The following is a 17,019-nucleotide window of genomic DNA, read 5'->3' as shown; positions in this document are numbered from 1 at the left end:
CGCACGCAAAAAAGCAAGCAAGCATGATTGTTTTCATGCGGTCACACCGGCGTCCTCCCAGCCACGTCGGCATACGAGGTGCCGCGCTCCGCACGCTGCCACAACATCTCGCCGCCGACGGTGACCCTCTCGCCGATCAGCTGACGCTTGATGATCTTGTTGGTCGCCGTCGCCGGCAGCTCCCGAGGGAACCGAACCCACCGCGGCCACGCGTTCGGCGACAGATCCGACTGTGCGGCAAGGAAGTCGGTGAACGCCCGGGTGGTGATGCCCTCACCGGGTCGCAACACCAGGGCGACCATCACCTGGTCACCGATATGCGGGTCGGGTACCGCATAGACCGCCAACTGACTGATCGCGGGGTGACGACGCAATATCCGCTCGATCGGCGCGGCGGCCAGGTTCTCCCCGTTCACCCGCATCCAGTCCGCCGTGCGCCCGGCCAGATAGATCCAGCCCCCGGCGTCCCGATAAGCCAGGTCGCCCGACCAATACATGCCGTGCCGCATGCGGTCGGCCTCGGCGGCGGGATCGTTGTAGTAACCGGTGAAGAACCCCCTGCCGGTCGTGTTGACCAGTTCACCGACCGCGTGCTCCGGGTTCACCAGGATTCCGTCGGCATCGAATTCCGCTGCGGCGCATTCGGTCACCGTCGCCGAGTCGAACACCGCGACGCCAGGCAGACCCTGCCCGATCGAACCGGGCGGCGTACCCGGGACCCGGGTCACGATGACACCGTTCTCGGTCGACCCGAAACCGTCGGTCACGTCGACACCGAAGCGCCGCCCGAAGTCGGCGATATCGCGGTCCGACGCCTCGTTTCCGAAGGCGGTTCGGAGAGGGTTGTCGGCGTCGTCGTCGCGCTCCGGGGTGGTGAGGATGTAGGCGAGCGCCGTGCCCACGTAGTGCAGGTAGGTCACCGAGTAGCGCCTGACGTCGGCGAGGAATCCCGACGCGGAGAACTGGGCGGGCACCATCGTCGCGCCCGCGCCCACAGCGGTCGCCCACCCCGCGATCACCGCTGCCGAATGGAACAGCGGCATCGGCAGATAGCACACGTCGCGGCCGCTCAAGGCGAGGCGATCGGCCAACATGGTGCCCCCGATCGCCACCATCATCTCCGACACCTGTACGGCCTTGGGATCCCCACTGGTACCCGAGGTGAAGATCAGCATGAAGACGTCGGTCGCGGTGGTCTCTCGGTACGGCCGCAACGGCCCCGCCCGGTCCACCAGCCGGTGCCATTCGCCACTGTCGACGTTCACCACCCGCACGTCGCCGATGGGCAGGCCCGTCAGCAGAGGTAGATGACGGTCGTCGACCAACAAGATCTGGACGTCGGCGATGCGGATGTCGCGGATCAGCCCGGCACCGCGTCGGCTGGTGTTGATGCCGCACAGCGTGAAACCGCCCAGTCCACCGGCCGCCAGCGCACCGAGCATCGCCGGGGTGTTGCCGAGCAGGGTTCCCACGTGCATCGGTCGGCTCGTGTCGGCCATGGCGAGGATGGCGGACGCGATCTGTTCGGCCTCGCGGATGTGCTCGCGCCAGCTCTGCGCACGATCGGCGACGCGGACCGCGACGGTCTCCTCGCTCGCCCGCGTCCTCAACAGCTGCTGCATGGTCTCCGGCAACCGGCTCGCCTCCCTCCCGGGAGACAGGGTATGACGGCCTCAGGCGCCGCGGGCGGCGATTCGCGCCTGTACCTCCGGACGACGCAGCGGCGGCACGCTCTTCGGCGGCTGCCGACGCTGAGGCAGCTCGGCGAGCAACTCGTGAGTCGCGGCGGTGACCGCGGCGACGGCCCGTTCGAAGGCGGCCTCGTTGTTCGACGAGGTCTTGGTGATCCCGCTGACCTTGCGCACGTACTGACGTGCGGCGGCCTCGATCTCGGTGTCGGTCGCGGGCGGGGCCAACCCGCGCAGTTCGGTGATGTTCCGGCACATGATGTGAACTCCTGTTCGGCCGATCAGTCGGCGGTGGTGACCACTGCCTTACCCAGGATCCGCCCCTCGGCGAGGTCGGTCAACGCCGAGGGCAGATCCGCCAGCGGGTAGGTGACGTTCACCGGGGGTCGCAGGCCGGCGGCGATCATCGCGGTCAGTTCGTCGTGCAGCCGGGCGGGTAGGTCGGGGTGGGTGCGCACGTATTCACCCCAGGCGGCGCCGACGATCGAGATGTTGCGGAACAGCACCCGGTTCAGCTTGACCGAGGGGATGCCACCCGCCGCGAACCCGACCACCACGTAGCGACCGTCGGGTGCGACCTGCCGCAACGCCTCGTCGAACACCTCACCGCCCGACGGGTCGACCAACACGTCCACGCCGGCCCCGGTCAGCTCCTTGATCCGATCACCCCACCCGTCCTCGAGCTGCACGACCTCGTCGGCGCCGAGACGGGTGAGCATGTCGGCCGCACCCGTGCGGTGGACCACCGCGATCACGCGCGCGCCCAGAGCCTTGGCCACCGAGATGGTCGCGACGCCGACCCCACCCGCAGCACCGAGAACGGCGACCGTCTCCCCCGGTTGCACCGCGGCCCGAGTACTCAACGCGAACAGGGCCGTCTGGAAGTTGATGCCCAGTGCGGCCCCCTGTGTGAAGTCAAGACCCTCCGGCAGCGGCAACAGTTGCTGCGGTGACGCGGCGACCTTCTCGGCGAAACCACCGACGATGGAAGCCACCAGCACCCGGTCTCCGAGCTGCACCGGCGACCCCTCCGGTACCCACGACACCACGCCGGCCACCTCGGTACCGGGGGTGAACGGAGTCGGCACCCGCAACTGGTATTTGCCCTGGCTCATCAGCAGGTCCGGGAAACAGATCCCGCAGGCCTGTACGTCCACCAGCACCTGGTCGCCGGCGGGCTGCGGATCAGGGACGTCGCGGAGCTCGAGGGCGTCGGGACCGGTCTCTGCACTGAGTATCTGGGCCTTCATGCGGGCAACCCTACGCCCGGCCGCCGGTAGGGTTCGCTGTCATGACAGCAGGATCTCCCGGCACGCAGACAGGACCTCCCGGCGCGACGGACCGCCCTTCCCCGCATCGGCTACAGGTGGCCGACGACGTACCCGGATTCATGCCCTTCGAGGAGGCCCTCACCCTCTATCGCATTGCCGCGGATTACCTGTCGCGCGACGACTCGGTGGGTCTCGGTGTGGAGATCGGCACCTACTGCGGCAAGTCGACGGTGTTCCTCGGTACCGCCGCGGAGTCGGCGGGGGCGCTGGTGGTGACCGTCGATCATCATCGCGGCTCCGAGGAGCACCAACCGGGCTGGGACTACCACGACACCGCGTTGGTGGACCCCCACACCGGGACCCTGGACACGTCGGCGCGGTTCCGCCGGACCATGTGGGACGCGGGTTTGGAGGATTCGGTACTCGCGTTGATCGGCACCTCGGCGTCGGCCGCTCGCGTCTGGGGTAGGCCCGTCGACCTCGTCTTCATCGACGGTGGTCACAGCAGTCAGGCGGCGCAGACCGACCTGGCGGGGTGGTCGCCGTGGGTGCGGGTCGGTGGCGCGTTGCTCATCCACGACGTGTTCCCCGATCCCGCCGACGGTGGTCGGCCACCCTTCGAGATCTACCAACGTGCCCTGTCGACCGGGGAGTTCACCGAGGTCGGCGTCGAGGGGTCGCTGCGCGTGCTCCAGCGCGTCAGGCCGAGCAGCAGTACCCGACCCTGACCTCGTCGGACTCGGCGTCCCGGAAGATTCCGTTGGCGGGAGTGGTGCGGCTGATCGCGTCGGCGGCGAGGACAACCGCCGCCGACGTCCAACAGCTCTTCTCCACCGGCCAGCGTTTGCCGTCGGCGAACACCAGCCCGGTCCAGTAGGCACCGTCCGGGTCGCGCAGGTGTTGCATGTCGGCCAGGAGCGCCGCCGCGTCGGCGGTGTCGCCCAACGCATCCAGCGCCAGCGCCAGTTCGCACGTCTCGGCGCCGGTGACCCACGGCCGGTGATCGACGCAGCGGATCCCCAGATCGGTGACCACGAAGTCGTGCCAGCGTTCGGCGATGAGTTCCTGACCCCGCCTGCCGCGGACCGCACCACCGAGCACCGGGTAGTACCAATCCATCGAGTACTCCGACTTGGGTGCGAAGAGCTCCGGATGGCTGCGCAGCGCGTGTCCCAGCCGTCGCTGCGCGGTCAGCCACGTCTCCTGCGGTCGGCCGAGTTCCTCGGCGACCTCGACCGCGCACCCCAGCGACTGATGGATGCTGGCGTTACCGGTGATGAGGGCAGACCGGAGCATCCCGGTGTGAGGTGCGGATTGAGGGGGCAGCGGATGCTCTGCCGCCCAGTAGAATTCACCGCTGTCGGCCTGAAAGGCCAACACCAGCTCGATCGCCCCACGCACCGTCGGCCACATCCGTTGCAGGAAGCGATGATCCCCGGTGATCAGGAAATGGTGCCACACCCCCACCGCGACGTAGGCGCAGAAGTTGCTGTCGGTGTTCGCGTCGGTGACCACACCGAGTTCGGTGCGGATGGGCCACGATCCGTCCTCGCGCTGGGTCCGGCGCGACCACTCGTAGGCACCCTCGGCCTCCGCGAATCGACCGGTCACCGACAGCGCCATCGCCGATTCCACGTGGTCCCACGGATCGGTCTGCCCGCCTGGGAACCACGGCAACGCCCCCGTGTCCTCCTGCATCGCCGCGATGGCCCGCCCGGTGGCCAGACACTCCGCGGCGGTCAGGACCTCGTCGAGGGCGGGAACACGCACGCGGTCAGCGCTTCCGCAGATACAGCACGACGCTCTTGCCGAGCACCGGGTCGAGCAACCGCTCCGCCGTCCTGGTCACCCGCGGCGCCGCGAGCATGTCCCAGACCAGCATCCTGTGGTAGGCCTTGACCAGCGGATTGGTGTCGTTGTCCACGCCCACAGCACATTTGATCCACCAGTACGGACTGTGCAGGGCGTGCGCATGGGACCTGCCCACCACCTCCAGTCCGGCCGCGGTCAGCGACGACGCGAGTTCGTCGGCCTTGTAGATGCGTACGTGGCCGCCCTCCACCTGGTGGTACGCATCCGACAGTTGCCAGCAGACCTTCTCCGGCCAGTAGCGGGGCACGGTGACCGCGGCATGGCCGCCCGGGGCCAGCACACGGACCATCTCGGCGATCGCGGCGGTGTCGGCGGGGACGTGTTCGAGGATCTCCGACATCAACACCAGATCGAAGCTGTTGTCCGCGTACGGGAGATGCAGTGCGTCGCCGACCTCGGCACGCGCCTTGGCCCACGCGGGCACCTCACCCTCGGCGATCATCGCGTCGAACATCTCGGCCACTGCGGCCATATCCGACTCCGACTGGTCGAAGGCGATCACGTCGGCACCGCGCCGGAACATCTCGAACGAGTGGCGTCCCTGACCCGCCCCGATGTCGATGGCCCTGGTGTCCGGCCCGACACCGAGTCGGTCGAAGTCAACGGTCAGCACTGCACGGTCCCTTCCTGTTCGCGCGATCCCGCGTCGATGACGCGACGGTATTCGTCGGCGGTCCGCGCGGCCACCGCCGACCAGCTGTAGCGCTCGGCCACCCGGGCCAGTCCGCCGGCCCCGAGGCGGGCCCGCGATGCCGGGTCGTCGAGCAACCGGGAGATCGCCGCGGCCAGCGCCCCGGAATCGCGGGGTGCGACCAGGACCGCGGCTTCCTCACGGTCCCCGACGACCTCGGGTATCGCCCCGGCGGTGGTCGCGACCAGCGGGGTGCCGCAACTCATGGCCTCCACCGCGGGTAGTGAGAACCCCTCGTACAGCGACGGCACGCAGGCGATCGACGCCGAGGCCAACAGTGCGGCGATCTCCGCGTCGTCCAGTCCGGCCCGGACCCGCACCCGGTCGGCGATGCCGAGTTCACGGATCCGTCGCGCGGTGGGTCCGTCGGGCGACAGCGGGGAGACCAGGTGCAGTTCCACCTCGGGATGTTCGACGGCGACCTTCGCGATGGCCTCGACGAGGTACGCGACCCCTTTGAGCGGTGCGTCGGCCGACGCGATGCTGACGACCCTCCCGGGGGTCCGGGTCTCCGCGGGCAGGAACAGTTCGGTGTCCACGCCGAGCGGGATGGTGGTGATGCGCGCGGCGGGCACGCCGAAGGACTTGCGGATGTCGACCTCGCTGCTGCGCGAGACGGTCAGGATCTCGGGCAGTCGCCGCGACACCCTGGTCTGCATCCGCAGGAAGCCGTGCCAGCGCATCGCGGTCAGTTTGCGCCATCCCCTGGCCGCCTTCACCGCGAGCGTGCGGTCGCGGTGGATCGGGTGGTGGATGGTGGCGATCAGCGGCATCCCGAATCGCTGGATCCGCAGCAGTCCGTAGCCGAGGCACTGGTTGTCGTGGACCACGTCGAAGTCGCGCACGCGGTGCTTCAGGAGGCGGGCCACGCGCAGGCTGAACGTCAGCGGCTCGGGGAAGCCTGCGGTCCACATGGTCAGCACCTCGAGCACGTCGATCCAGTCCCGGATCTCGCGCGGTCGGGGCGTGCGGAACGGCTTCGGCGGTCCGTAGAGGTCGAGGCTCGGCACCTGGGTCAACCGCACCCCGGGGTCGAGGTCGGGATAGGGCTGGCCGGAGAACACCTCCACCTCGTGTCCCAGCCGCACCAGCTCACGACTCAGGTGTCGAACGTAGACGCCCTGCCCCCCGGAATGCGGCTTGCTGCGATATGAGAGCAGAGCGATGCGCACGTAACCCCTCTCGTCCGAGTACCCGACACGCCGGGGACCCCGTTCATCTTCACGCGTCGAAAGCGGCGGCACGCGCTGGGGTCCATCTTCACGTGCGGAGCCCGACGTCGCTCGTCCGCGCCGTGGCGAATGGTGCGGAGCGAACCTGCACGGGTCCGGTGTGCGCTTACTGTAGACCGCGTGCCCCATGACACAGCCCAGCCCGAGGTCGCCAGCACGATGAGCGAACGTCTGCCGGGGTCGCGCTTCTACGAGGCGACCTACCGCATCCGCACCGGTGACGTGGATCAGGAGATGCGGGTACGCCTGGACACGGTGGCCCGCTACCTGCAGGACATCGCGAACGACAACCTCGAGGCGACGCCGTTCCACGACACCGACCCGTTCTGGATCGTCCGGCGAACCGTGATCGACGTGATCGAGCCGATCGGTTGGCCGGGGAACGTCACCCTGCAGCGATGGTGCGGTGGACTGTCGACCCGGTGGACGAACATGCGGGTGTCCATCCGCGCGGACCACGAGACGAATCGGTTCAATCCCGAACCACGGCCTGCGGGTCGCATCGAGACCGAGGCCTTCTGGATCCTGGTCAACGAGAAGGGTATGCCCACCCGGCTGAGTGACGAGGGTTTCGACCTACTCGCGGAGATGACCCACGAACATCGTCTGAAGTGGAAGACGATGCACCCGGATCCGCTGCCGGAAGCGGGTGAACTGTCCGACCTGGCACCCGAGGATCGCGAACACATCCTGCGCAGTACGGATTTCGACGCGTTCAAACATCTGAACAACGCCGCCTACTGGGCGGCGGTGGAAGACGAACTGCAGAGCCACGCCGATCTCGTCGCCGGTCCACACCGTGCGGTCATCGAGTACCTACGGCCGATCGTGCCGGGGGTGCGGATCATCCTGCGCAGGCGTCGGGAAGCCCACCGACTGCTGATCTGGATGCTCATCGGCGACAACGAGGGCGGCCAGCAGGTGGCCGCGACGGTCAGTATCACTGACCTCCGCGCAGCACCAACTCCATGAGCTTGGTCGGCGCCTCACACGGGTCACCGGTGGCCGCGGTGGTGCGCGGTTCGACCCACCACGTGTAGATCCCGCGGTCCGGCGACTTGGCGGTGACCGCACAGGCGGCCGGGCGGTTCGGGTCGCGCTGGGTGAACGCGGCCTGGCTGGCCACCCGGACGTTCTCGGTGGTGTAGCCGAGCCGCTTGGCGGTGTCCTTCTCCACCTGCATGGTGCCGTTCTCGAACCAGTTGAACGTGACGTCGGCGGTGACAGCACCGGCGACCAGCCAGCGGCAGATGGCACCGTTGAAGGTGGACTCGGCACCGCTGCCGCCGACGATCTGCGCGATCTGCTCGGGTTTGACCAGCGAACACTCGAGCAACAAGCGGTCGAACTGGTCGGTGTCGACGTTGCCCTGGGCCTGTCCGCCGCCGGAACCGCCGACCGCGACCGGGTCACCGTCGACGGTGCGCGTGCAGCCCGTCAGCGCGAGGGCCAACAACGCCAGCAGCGTGAGCGCGGTCGCGACGGTACGGCGCCTCATCTCTGACCTCGTTGCACGGTCAGCGTGGACAGCTGGGTCGCCGAGTCACAGAGTTGGTCGGTGGTCCGCAAGGGCTGTTGCCCGCTGGTGGTACCGGTCGACAGCGACCATTCGACGAAGTCGGCGCCGAAGTCGATCCCGATCTCGCAGATGCCCAGGTCGGAGGCGAGGAATCCGGGTGCGCCGCCGACGGAGATGTCCTTGACCGTCGGGCGGGAGAGCTGTTCGGTGGAGCGTTCGCGTCCGATGGGGCTGCCGCGGTACCAGTTGAACGACAGATGCGGGCCGGTGACATCGCCGGAGGTCCACTCGCACCCGGACGAGTTGTTGACGGTGTTGGTGAGTCCGGGCAGCCCGGAGATGGTGGTCACCTCCTGAGAGGTGATGTTGCCGCAATGACCGAAGAACGGCCCCGATCCAGCCTGGGCGGTCGGGCTCGCGGCGGTCGCGGGTGCGGAGTCGCCCGAGTCGTCCGAACAGGCGGCCAGCGGTGTCGTCAGCGCGACGGCCAGCGCCAGCAGCGCCACCGATCGTCGGGGATTGCCTCGAGTCCAGCCGAACACCTGCGCAAGTGTAGTGCGCACCGACGGGGGCACGGTCAGACTCGACCACGGAGGCGGTCGGTATCGCGCCGTTCGCGTTTGGTCGGTCGTCCGGCCCCGCGGTCGCGCACGGGGAGGGTCGCCCGGATCTCGGGCGGTGGCGGTGGCGGGCTGCGGTCGATGAGGCATTCGGCGGCCACCGGCGCACCGACGCGCTTGCCGATCAGCCGGGTGACCTCGACGATCCGCTCCCGTCCTGCCGCCCGCAACCGGATCTCGTCACCGATGGCGACCTGCGCGGCGGGCTTCGCTGTGACGCCGTTGATCCGTACATGTCCGGCTCGGCAGGCGCTCGCGGCCTGGGACCGCGTCTTGGTCAGACGGACCGCCCAGATCCAGCTGTCGACCCGGACCGTGCTCATCCGACCGCACTCATCTGCGCAGGAAGTAGTAGGCGGTCGCGCCGCCCACCGCCACTGCCGCGATCACCGCGATCCAGAAGCCCAGCGCCCACCAGACGCCCGCGAACACCAGAATTGCCGGCGATACGGCGAACGCCACCATGCCGGGGTTCTGACGGACCACGTCGCGGTTCGCTCGACGTCGCGCGGGATCGATCTCACGTGCCATGGGTCCAGGGTACGGATGCGGCGCGGCACCGGGTGCGACCCGGACTCTCGGCCCGCTCGGCGGGGCTGTCGGCCCGCTCGGCGGGGATGTCGGCCCGCTCGACGGGTCAGTGGGAGGCGGCGATGCCCGCGAGGATGAGGTCGATGCCCGCGAGGAACTGTTCACGGTCGTCGTGGTCGCGGACCCGGTCGGCCACCTGGGTGACGAACGGGTACTCCTGCGGGTCGAGACCGGCCCAGTCGTCGGCGATCGTCTGCAGGAATGCCGTCCGTCCGAGTTCGCGGGCCGTCGCGGCACGACTGTTCGCCGCGTTCTGACCGGCGACACCCAGCACGTAGTTCACCAACGCCGAGGCGCAGTCGAACTGTGCGGCTGAGGGCACACCGAGTGCCTGCACCCGGCTGCCGACGGCCTCGAAGATCCTCAGCATGCCGGGCTGACGCGGTGCGCTCGACAACTGGGTACCCACCCACGGGTGGTCATCGATGGCGTCGAAGATCCCCAGCGCCAGCACCCGGATCGCCTCGTCCGGTGCCGCCGCTCCCGGCGCGGCGTCCGTCACCCGCGCGACCATCTCGTCGGCCGCGGCGGCGAGCAGATCCCCCTTGTCGGCGACGTGCCAGTAGAGCGCGCCCGCCCCCGTCCGCAACCGCGCCGTCAGGGCGCGGAAGGTCAGCGCCCGTTCGCCCTCGGCATCGAGGATCTCGATGGCCGCGGCCACGATGCGGTCCTTGGACAGCGACTCCGTGCGTCGACCGGTACTCATCACTCCATCTTGACATTTCTGGAACGCCGTTCCAAACTCTCTCCTGGAACGTCGTTCCAGAGGTGTTCGGTCCCGACGCTCGACTCCCTGAGAACGACTCGTGAATGTGAAGAGAGGAACGACCATGACTGTCGGAGACGCAACCCCCACACCATCCATCGCCATCGTGGGCGCCGGACTCGGCGGACTCGTCGCAGCCCGCGTGCTGCACGTGCACGGCATCCCCGTCACCGTCTACGAGGCCGACCCGTCACCCGAGTCCCGTACCCAGGGCGGACGGTTGGACATCCACATCGAGGACGGTCAGGCCGCGTTGGCGGCCGCCGAACTCACCGCCGAGTTCCGGGCCATCATCGACGAGGGCGCGGAGGCCACCCGCTTCGTCGACGCGAACGCCACCCTGCTGCTCGACGAGCCGGACGACGGTTCGGGCCGACGTCCGGAGGTGCTGCGGGGCGACCTGCGCCGCATCCTGCTCGACTCGCTTCCCGACGGCACCGTCCGCTGGGGTCACAAGGTGACGGCCATCCGTCCCCTGCCCGATGCAGGTCACGAGCTGACGTTCGCCGACGGGTCGACCGCGGTCGCCGAATTGCTGGTCGGTGCCGACGGCGCGTGGTCGAGGGTGCGTCCGCTGCTGTCCGACGCCACCCCGGATTACGCCGGAGCGGTGTTCATCGAGACCTACCTGCACGACGTGGAGCACAGTCATCCGGCCATCGCGACGATGGTCGGCGAGGGCGGCATGTTCGCACTGACCCCCGGACAGGGCATCACCGCCCACCGCGAGAGCGGCGACATACTGCACGCCTACGCCCAGTTGCAGCGCCCTTCCGACTGGGTCGACGGCATCGACTTCACCGATCCCGCGGCCGCCACCGCCCGCGTCGCGGCCGAGTTCGACGGATGGGCGCCCGAGCTCACCGCACTGGTCACCGCAACCGACACCGCGCCGGTCCCCCGCAAGATCTACTCGTTGCCCGACGACCACCGGTGGGCTCGGGTACCGGGTGTGACCCTGCTCGGCGACGCCGCCCACCTGATGCCACCGTCGGGAGACGGTGCCAACCTGGCCATGCTCGACGGCGCCGAACTGGCCATGGCCATCGTCGAGCACCCCGATGACACGGACGCCGCCCTCGCCGCCTACGAGGAGACGATGTTCGCCCGCAGCGCCTCGTTCGCGGTGCAGGCCCGGCACGTGCTCGACCTGTGCCTGGGCGAGACCGCGCCGTACGGTCTGATGGAGCTCATCGGACCCGACCCGGTGGACGCGGCGCCGATCGGCTGACGCGGTGATCGCTAGACTGGCCGGACGATGTACACCGACCTCGCCGCCATGGATTCCGCTCTGGTGCAGTGCCGGGCCTGCACTCGCCTGGTGGCCTGGCGCGAGGAGGTCGCGAACACCAAGCGTGCGGCGTATCGGGACGAGACATATTGGGGGCTACCGGTTCCCGGTATCGGTCCGGCCGACGCCGAACTCCTCATCCTCGGCCTAGCCCCTGCGGCACACGGCGGTAACCGCACCGGCCGGATGTTCACCGGTGACCGCAGCGGCGACGTCCTGTTCGCCGCGCTGTACGCGGTCGGCCTGACCAACCAGCCCACGTCCACCGCGCACGACGACGGCCTGCAGCTCTACCACACCCGCATCACCGCGCCGGTGCACTGCGCGCCGCCGGACAACAAGCCGACCGTCGAGGAGCGCGACACCTGCGCGGATTGGCTGCACGCCGAGCTGGACCTACTGGCCCCGACGATGCGGGTGGTGATGACCCTGGGCGGTTTCGGCTGGGCGGCGGCGTTGCGGGTGCTCCGCGATCACGGTTGGCGGATCCCGCGCCCGCAACCGAGGTTCGGCCACGGAGCGCAGGTGGTGCTGTACGGCGATCACGTACCGCCGGTCACCCTCATCGGCAGCTACCACGTGAGCCAACAGAACACGTTCACCGGACGGCTGACCCCGTCCATGCTCGAAGAGGTGCTGGCGCAGGCGAAGACCGCGGCGGGCATCACCGGGGGTGGTCGGCGATGAGCAGCGAGGTCGACCCCATCGCGCTGGCCCGGCAGAACTGGGAACGCGCCGGCTGGGGTGCGGTGGCCGATGGCATGGTGTCGGTGACCTCGGTGATGCGTGCCCACCAGATCCTGTTGGCACGGGTGGAGAACGCATTACGCCCGTACGACCTCAGCTTCTCCCGCTTCGAGCTGCTGCGGTTGCTGGCCTTCACCCGCACCGGGGCACTTCCGATCACCAAGGCATCCGACCGACTGCAGGTGCACGTCACCAGCGTCACCCACGCCATCCGGCGGCTGGAGGCCAACGGTCTCGTGGAGCGCATCCCCCACCCCACCGACGGTCGTACCACCCTGGTCCGCATCACCCCGATCGGGCGGTCCACCGTGGAGGAGGCGACGATCACCCTCAACGACGAGGTGTTCGCCGACACCGGACTCTCCCCCGAGGAGTCACGGGCGCTGGCGTCGGCGATCGAGACGTTACGTCGCGACGAAGGCGACTTCTGAACCCTCACCTCGTCCGAACCGACCGCGCCGCAGTGCTCAGCGCAGGGTCTCGATGATCGCGCTGAAGTCCTCCCCACCGTGGTCGACGACGAACGCCGCGTAGATCTCCGCCGCGTGGGTACCCAGTGGCGCCACCGATGCGGTCGATCGCACCGCATCCATGGCCAGACCGAGGTCCTTGTGCATCAGCGCGGTGGCGAAACCGGGCCGGAAGTCGTGGTTGGCCGGTGAGGTGGGCACCGGACCGGGCACCGGGCAGTTGGTGTGCACCGCCCAACAGTTCCCGGTGGCCCCGGTGATGACGTCGAACAGCGACTGGGCGGACAAGCCCAGTTTGTCGGCGAGGACGAAGGCCTCGCCGACCACGATCTGCTGCACGGCCAGCACCATGTTGTTGCACACCTTGGCCGCCTGCCCGCTCCCGGTCGCGCCGCAGTGGATCACCTTGCCCGCCATCGGTTCCAGGATCGGGCGGGCGGCGGTGACCGCCGCCTCGGTGCCGCCGACCATGAACGCCAGGGTGCCCGCGGTGGCCCCCTTGACCCCACCCGAGACCGGTGCGTCGAGCTGGGCGTGGCCCGCATCGCCTGCGATCTGGTGAACCGTGCGGGCGTCGTCGACGGAGATGGTGGAACTGTCGATGAACAGCGCGCCCGTCTGCGCCCCGGGCAGGATCTCGTCGTAGCACCGGCGGACCAGTTCACCGCTGGGCAGCATGGTGATCACCACCGCGGCGTCCATCACCGCCTCCAGCCCGGCCGGGAACACGGTGACCCCGGTCGCCGCGGCGCGCTCCGCGGCGGCGGGGACCGGGTCGTACCCGTGCACGGTGTGTCCGGCAGCCACCAGGTTCGCGGCCATCGGGCCGCCCATGTTGCCGAGTCCGAGAAATGCGATGGTGCTCATGGCGTTGTCAGTTCCTTCCGGCTGCGCGTCTGACCCGACTCGCCTCGGCGCGTCCGATCACCACCCGCATGATCTCGTTGGTCCCCTCCAGGATGCGATGAACCCGCAGATCCCGGACGATTTTCTCGATGCCGTACTCCTCGAGATAGCCGTAACCGCCGTGCAGTTGCAGTGCCTGATCGGCGACGGTGAAACAGCTGTCGGTGACGTGTCGCTTGGCCATCGCGCAGAGCATCACCGCGTCGGGATCGCCCGCGTCGAGGGCGGAGGCGGCCCGCCACAGCAGCAGTCGTGAGCTCTCCAGGGCGGTGGCCATGTCGGCCAACGTGAACCGGATGGTCGGCTCGTCGATGAGGCTGCCGCCGAACGCCTCCCGGTCGGCCAGGTAGGCCGCGGCCTTCTCGTAGGCGGTGCGTGCACCACCCAGCGAACAGGCGGCGATGTTGATCCGCCCGCCGTTGAGACCGTTCATCGCGATACCGAAACCGGCGCCCTCCACCCCACCGAGCAACCGGTCCGCGCGCACCCGCACGCCCTCGAGGACCACCTGGGCGGTGGGTTGCGCATGCCAGCCCATCTTGCGTTCCTGCGCACCGAAACTCATTCCGGGGGTGTCCTTGTCGACGACGAAGGCGGAGATGCCCCTGGATCCGTCGCCCCCGGTGCGGGCCATCACCACGTACACGTCCGACACCCCGGCACCGGAGATGAACTGCTTGACCCCGTCGAGCACATAGTGGTCACCGTCGCGGACCGCCCGGGTACGCAGCGCCGCGGCATCCGACCCCGCCGACGGTTCGGTCAGGCAGTAGCTGGCGATGGTGTCCATCGAGGCGAGACGCGGCACCCAGGTCGTGCGTTGTTCGCCGGTCCCGTAGCTGTCGATCATCCAGGCGCACATGTTGTGGATCGACAGGAAGGCCGCGACCGCCGGATCGGCCGCGGCCAACTCGGTGAAGATCCGCACCCCGTCGAGTCGGCGCAACCCGCTGCCCCCGGCGTCCTCGCGACAGTAGATCGCCCCCATGCCCAAGTCGGCCGCCTCGCGCAACTCCCGCACCGGGAAATGCGCGGCGGCGTCCCAGTCGAGGGCGAACGGCGCCCACCGTTTCGCCGCGAACGCCGCCGCGGTCTCGGTGATCACCCGTTCGTCGTCATCGAGTTCGAACACCCCGTCACTCCATCGTCGGGATGGAGAACTCAGCGCTGCCGTCATACCCCGTCGCTCCGCTCGCCCCGTCCTTGATGCCCGACGGCCAGCGTGAGGTGATGGTCTTGACCTTGGTGTAGAACTGGAACGACGCCGGTCCGTGCTGGTTGAGATCGCCGAAGCCGGACCGTTTCCAGCCGCCGAAGGTGTGGTACGCCACCGGGACCGGGATCGGCACGTTCACCCCGACCATGCCCACCTGCACCCGTTCGGTGAAGTCGCGGGCGGCGTCGCCGTCGCGGGTGAAGATCGCCACGCCGTTTCCGTATTCGTGTTCCGACGGTAGCGCCAACGCCTCCTCGTAGTCGGCCGCGCGCACGATGCACAGCACCGGGCCGAAGATCTCATCGGTGTAGATCGACATGTCGGGGGTGACGTGGTCGAACAGGGTGGGCCCGATGAAGTTGCCGCCGGCGAGGCTGTCGTCACCGAACTGCAGGTCGTCGCTGGCCCGTTCGCGTCCGTCGACCACCATCTCGGCCCCGGCCTCGACACCGGCGGCGAGGTAACCGCGCACCCGCTCCAGCGCCGCAGGCGTGATCAGCGGGCCGTAATCGGCCTTGGGATCGAGACTGTGCCCCACCCGTAACCCGGCGATCTTGTCGACCAGCCGCTCCCGCAACCGGTCCGCGGTCTCCTCACCCACCGGTACCGCCACACTGATGGCCATGCACCGCTCACCCGCGCTGCCGTACCCGGCGCCGATCAACGCATCCACGGCCTGGTCGAGATCGGCGTCGGGCATCACGATCATGTGGTTCTTCGCGCCACCGAAACACTGGGCACGTTTGCCGTTCGCCGTCGCGGTGGCGTAGATGTACTGCGCGATGTCGGAGCTGCCGACGAAGCCGATGGCCGCGACGTCCGGGTTGGCCAGCAACGCGTCGACGGCCTCCTTGTCGCCCTGGATCACCTGGAACGCCCCGGCGGGCAGACCCGCCTCGACGAACAGTTCCGCCAACCGCAGCGGCACCGACGGATCCCGCTCGCTGGGTTTCAGGATGAACGCGTTGCCACACGCCAGCGCCGGGCCCGCCTTCCACAGCGGGATCATCGCCGGGAAGTTGAACGGGGTGATGCCCGCGACCACGCCCAGCGGTTGGCGCACCGAGTAGACGTCGATTCCCGCACCCGCCCCCACGGTGTACTCGCCCTTGAGCAGGTGCGGTGCGCCGATGGCGAATTCGATCACCTCGACGCCGCGCTGGATGTCGCCGCGGGCATCGGCCACGGTCTTGCCGTGTTCGACGGAGAGCAACTCGGCCAACTCGTCGGCGTTCTGGTTGACCAGGTCGACGAACCGCATCATCACCCGCGCCCGACGCTGCGGATTCCAGGCCGCCCAGGCGCGCTGCGCAACCGCCGCGGAGGCGACCGCCGCGTCGACATCGGCGGCGGTCGCCATCGCCACCTGCCCCCGCACCGCCCCGGTACTGGGATTGAGCACCTCAGCGGTGCGCGGCGTCGTGTCACCTGCCGGGCTCATGGTCCGTTCACCGTTGACCAGGTGGGGGATCTGCACGGTCATCGTCACCTCCGGGGGTTGTTGTGGGTCCGTCTCGGGCTGCGTGTTCCACACCACAGTATACTTGCATATCCTAGTAAATATCTGCGGACATTTCTGTTAGGCAAGCCTTTCCTCTATTCTCGGCCAGACCCACCGCTTCGTACCGACGGGAGCTCCGATGTCCCTACTCGTCCTCTACGGCACCGAGACCGGTACCGCCGAACTCGTCGCCGACGCCATCGCCGACGTCTTGTCCCGCGACCACGCGCCGTCGGTCTACGACATGTCCGACTTCGACATCGGCGACCTCGAGGACGTGGGGTTCCTCGTCACCGTCTGCTCGACCTACGGCGAAGGGGAGGTGCCCAGCGGCGCCGAGCCGTTCATCGAGGCGCTCACCGACGAACGACCCGACCTGACGCATCTGACCTTTGCGGTGTTCGGACTCGGCGACATCATCTACGAGGACACCTTCAACCGCGGTGGCGAACTGATCGCCGAGACACTCGGCGATCTCGGCGCGACCCAGGTGGGTGAACACGCCCGTCACGACAACTCCTCGGCGATACGGCCGGCCCGTCAGGGCGCGGAGTGGGCCGCGACGATCTCCCCACTGATCACCCGGCATTCGGTGACCGCGGGCCGATCCGTCCCCGTCGTCACGCCGTTACGCTGAC

At 68.8% G+C, this 17,019-nt stretch carries 20 protein-coding genes; 6 read left to right on the top strand and 14 right to left on the bottom strand.

Going from position 1 to position 17,019, the window contains the following annotated elements; translation table 11 throughout:
• Nucleotides 1-41: 41 nt before the first annotated feature.
• From fadD1 to BW971_RS14600, 3 genes are read right to left on the bottom strand one after another with little or no spacing between them, the layout of a single operon-like run.
• Nucleotides 42-1,622 (bottom strand): fatty-acid--CoA ligase FadD1, encoded by a 1,581-nt coding sequence (gene fadD1 / locus BW971_RS14610; RefSeq protein WP_076481171.1) that lies wholly within the window; start codon nucleotides 1,620-1,622, stop codon nucleotides 42-44.
• A 51-nt stretch (nucleotides 1,623-1,673) separates the two neighbouring features.
• Nucleotides 1,674-1,946, bottom strand: coding sequence for a DUF2277 domain-containing protein (locus BW971_RS14605; RefSeq protein ID WP_076480870.1), 273 nt, complete (start codon nucleotides 1,944-1,946; stop codon nucleotides 1,674-1,676).
• A gap of 23 nt (nucleotides 1,947-1,969) precedes the next feature.
• Nucleotides 1,970-2,938 (bottom strand): NADPH:quinone oxidoreductase family protein, encoded by a 969-nt coding sequence (locus BW971_RS14600; RefSeq protein WP_076480868.1) that lies wholly within the window; start codon nucleotides 2,936-2,938, stop codon nucleotides 1,970-1,972.
• 41 nt (nucleotides 2,939-2,979) lie between these two features.
• Between BW971_RS14600 and BW971_RS14595 the strand changes: the two genes are divergently transcribed.
• Complete coding sequence (locus tag BW971_RS14595; protein ID WP_076480865.1) at nucleotides 2,980-3,687, top strand: class I SAM-dependent methyltransferase; 708 nt, start codon at nucleotides 2,980-2,982, stop codon at nucleotides 3,685-3,687.
• Here BW971_RS14595 and BW971_RS14590 read toward each other — a convergent pair.
• From BW971_RS14590 to BW971_RS14580, 3 genes are read right to left on the bottom strand one after another with little or no spacing between them, the layout of a single operon-like run.
• Nucleotides 3,659-4,729: a prenyltransferase gene (locus BW971_RS14590; RefSeq protein WP_076480863.1), complete on the bottom strand. Its 1,071-nt coding sequence runs from the start codon at nucleotides 4,727-4,729 to the stop codon at nucleotides 3,659-3,661. The genes BW971_RS14595 and BW971_RS14590 overlap by 29 nt on opposite strands.
• Nucleotides 4,730-4,733: 4 nt before the next feature.
• The gene (locus tag BW971_RS14585) at nucleotides 4,734-5,444 is read right to left on the bottom strand and encodes a class I SAM-dependent methyltransferase (protein ID WP_076480862.1); all 711 of its coding nucleotides are present in this window, start codon (nucleotides 5,442-5,444) and stop codon (nucleotides 4,734-4,736) included.
• The gene (locus BW971_RS14580) at nucleotides 5,438-6,694 is read right to left on the bottom strand and encodes a glycosyltransferase family 4 protein (RefSeq protein WP_076480860.1); all 1,257 of its coding nucleotides are present in this window, start codon (nucleotides 6,692-6,694) and stop codon (nucleotides 5,438-5,440) included. The genes BW971_RS14585 and BW971_RS14580 overlap by 7 nt, the downstream gene beginning before the upstream one ends.
• 219 nt (nucleotides 6,695-6,913) lie before the next feature.
• Between BW971_RS14580 and BW971_RS14575 the strand changes: the two genes are divergently transcribed.
• Complete coding sequence (locus tag BW971_RS14575) at nucleotides 6,914-7,726, top strand: acyl-[acyl-carrier-protein] thioesterase (RefSeq protein ID WP_143690407.1); 813 nt, start codon at nucleotides 6,914-6,916, stop codon at nucleotides 7,724-7,726.
• On the opposite strand, the gene BW971_RS14570 is transcribed toward BW971_RS14575, so the two are convergent.
• The 5 genes from BW971_RS14570 to BW971_RS14550 all read right to left on the bottom strand — a co-directional run bounded on the left by BW971_RS14570 (nucleotide 7,695) and on the right by BW971_RS14550 (nucleotide 10,190).
• Nucleotides 7,695-8,252: a DUF3558 domain-containing protein gene (locus BW971_RS14570; RefSeq protein WP_076480857.1), complete on the bottom strand. Its 558-nt coding sequence runs from the start codon at nucleotides 8,250-8,252 to the stop codon at nucleotides 7,695-7,697. The genes BW971_RS14575 and BW971_RS14570 overlap by 32 nt on opposite strands.
• A complete protein-coding gene (locus BW971_RS22160; RefSeq protein WP_159441869.1) occupies nucleotides 8,249-8,815 on the bottom strand; it encodes a DUF3558 domain-containing protein in 567 nt (188 codons plus the stop codon). The genes BW971_RS14570 and BW971_RS22160 overlap by 4 nt, the downstream gene beginning before the upstream one ends.
• A 35-nt stretch (nucleotides 8,816-8,850) precedes the next feature.
• Nucleotides 8,851-9,216: an RNA-binding S4 domain-containing protein gene (locus BW971_RS22155; protein WP_076480855.1), complete on the bottom strand. Its 366-nt coding sequence runs from the start codon at nucleotides 9,214-9,216 to the stop codon at nucleotides 8,851-8,853.
• 10 nt (nucleotides 9,217-9,226) lie between these two features.
• Entirely contained in the window at nucleotides 9,227-9,424 is a 198-nt protein-coding gene (locus BW971_RS14555) for a hypothetical protein (protein ID WP_076480852.1), read from the bottom strand.
• A 106-nt stretch (nucleotides 9,425-9,530) separates the two neighbouring features.
• The gene (locus BW971_RS14550) at nucleotides 9,531-10,190 is read right to left on the bottom strand and encodes a TetR/AcrR family transcriptional regulator (RefSeq protein WP_076480849.1); all 660 of its coding nucleotides are present in this window, start codon (nucleotides 10,188-10,190) and stop codon (nucleotides 9,531-9,533) included.
• A 124-nt stretch (nucleotides 10,191-10,314) separates the two neighbouring features.
• On the opposite strand from BW971_RS14550, the gene BW971_RS14545 reads away from it, so the two are divergent.
• From BW971_RS14545 to BW971_RS14535, 3 genes are read left to right on the top strand one after another with little or no spacing between them, the layout of a single operon-like run.
• Nucleotides 10,315-11,481 carry an FAD-dependent oxidoreductase gene (locus BW971_RS14545; protein WP_076480846.1) on the top strand — a complete coding sequence of 389 codons (1,167 nt, stop codon included), beginning with the start codon at nucleotides 10,315-10,317 and terminating at the stop codon, nucleotides 11,479-11,481.
• Between the two features lie 27 nt (nucleotides 11,482-11,508).
• The gene (locus BW971_RS14540) at nucleotides 11,509-12,228 is read left to right on the top strand and encodes a uracil-DNA glycosylase (RefSeq protein WP_076480844.1); all 720 of its coding nucleotides are present in this window, start codon (nucleotides 11,509-11,511) and stop codon (nucleotides 12,226-12,228) included.
• Nucleotides 12,225-12,719 carry a MarR family winged helix-turn-helix transcriptional regulator gene (locus BW971_RS14535; protein WP_076480841.1) on the top strand — a complete coding sequence of 165 codons (495 nt, stop codon included), beginning with the start codon at nucleotides 12,225-12,227 and terminating at the stop codon, nucleotides 12,717-12,719. Before BW971_RS14540 ends, BW971_RS14535 begins: the two co-directional genes overlap by 4 nt.
• 36 nt (nucleotides 12,720-12,755) lie before the next feature.
• Here BW971_RS14535 and mmsB read toward each other — a convergent pair whose 3' ends face one another.
• The 3 genes from mmsB to BW971_RS14520 are packed head-to-tail and all read right to left on the bottom strand — an operon-like array spanning nucleotide 12,756 to nucleotide 16,363.
• Nucleotides 12,756-13,625 carry a 3-hydroxyisobutyrate dehydrogenase gene (gene mmsB, locus BW971_RS14530; protein ID WP_076480839.1) on the bottom strand — a complete coding sequence of 290 codons (870 nt, stop codon included), beginning with the start codon at nucleotides 13,623-13,625 and terminating at the stop codon, nucleotides 12,756-12,758.
• A gap of 7 nt (nucleotides 13,626-13,632) precedes the next feature.
• Entirely contained in the window at nucleotides 13,633-14,796 is a 1,164-nt protein-coding gene (locus BW971_RS14525) for an acyl-CoA dehydrogenase family protein (protein WP_234974413.1), read from the bottom strand.
• A gap of 4 nt (nucleotides 14,797-14,800) precedes the next feature.
• Complete coding sequence (locus BW971_RS14520) at nucleotides 14,801-16,363, bottom strand: CoA-acylating methylmalonate-semialdehyde dehydrogenase (RefSeq protein ID WP_076481165.1); 1,563 nt, start codon at nucleotides 16,361-16,363, stop codon at nucleotides 14,801-14,803.
• A gap of 157 nt (nucleotides 16,364-16,520) precedes the next feature.
• Here BW971_RS14520 and BW971_RS14515 point away from each other — a divergent pair, with 157 nt between their 5' ends.
• Nucleotides 16,521-17,018: a flavodoxin domain-containing protein gene (locus BW971_RS14515; RefSeq protein ID WP_076480835.1), complete on the top strand. Its 498-nt coding sequence runs from the start codon at nucleotides 16,521-16,523 to the stop codon at nucleotides 17,016-17,018.
• Nucleotide 17,019: the final 1 nt, after the last annotated feature.

Source organism: Williamsia sterculiae (assembly GCF_900156495.1).
Taxonomy (GTDB): Bacteria; Actinomycetota; Actinomycetes; order Mycobacteriales; family Mycobacteriaceae; genus Williamsia_B; species Williamsia_B sterculiae.
The sequence above is the reverse complement of the archived record's forward strand: the minus strand, read 5'-3'. Positions and strand labels throughout refer to the sequence as shown.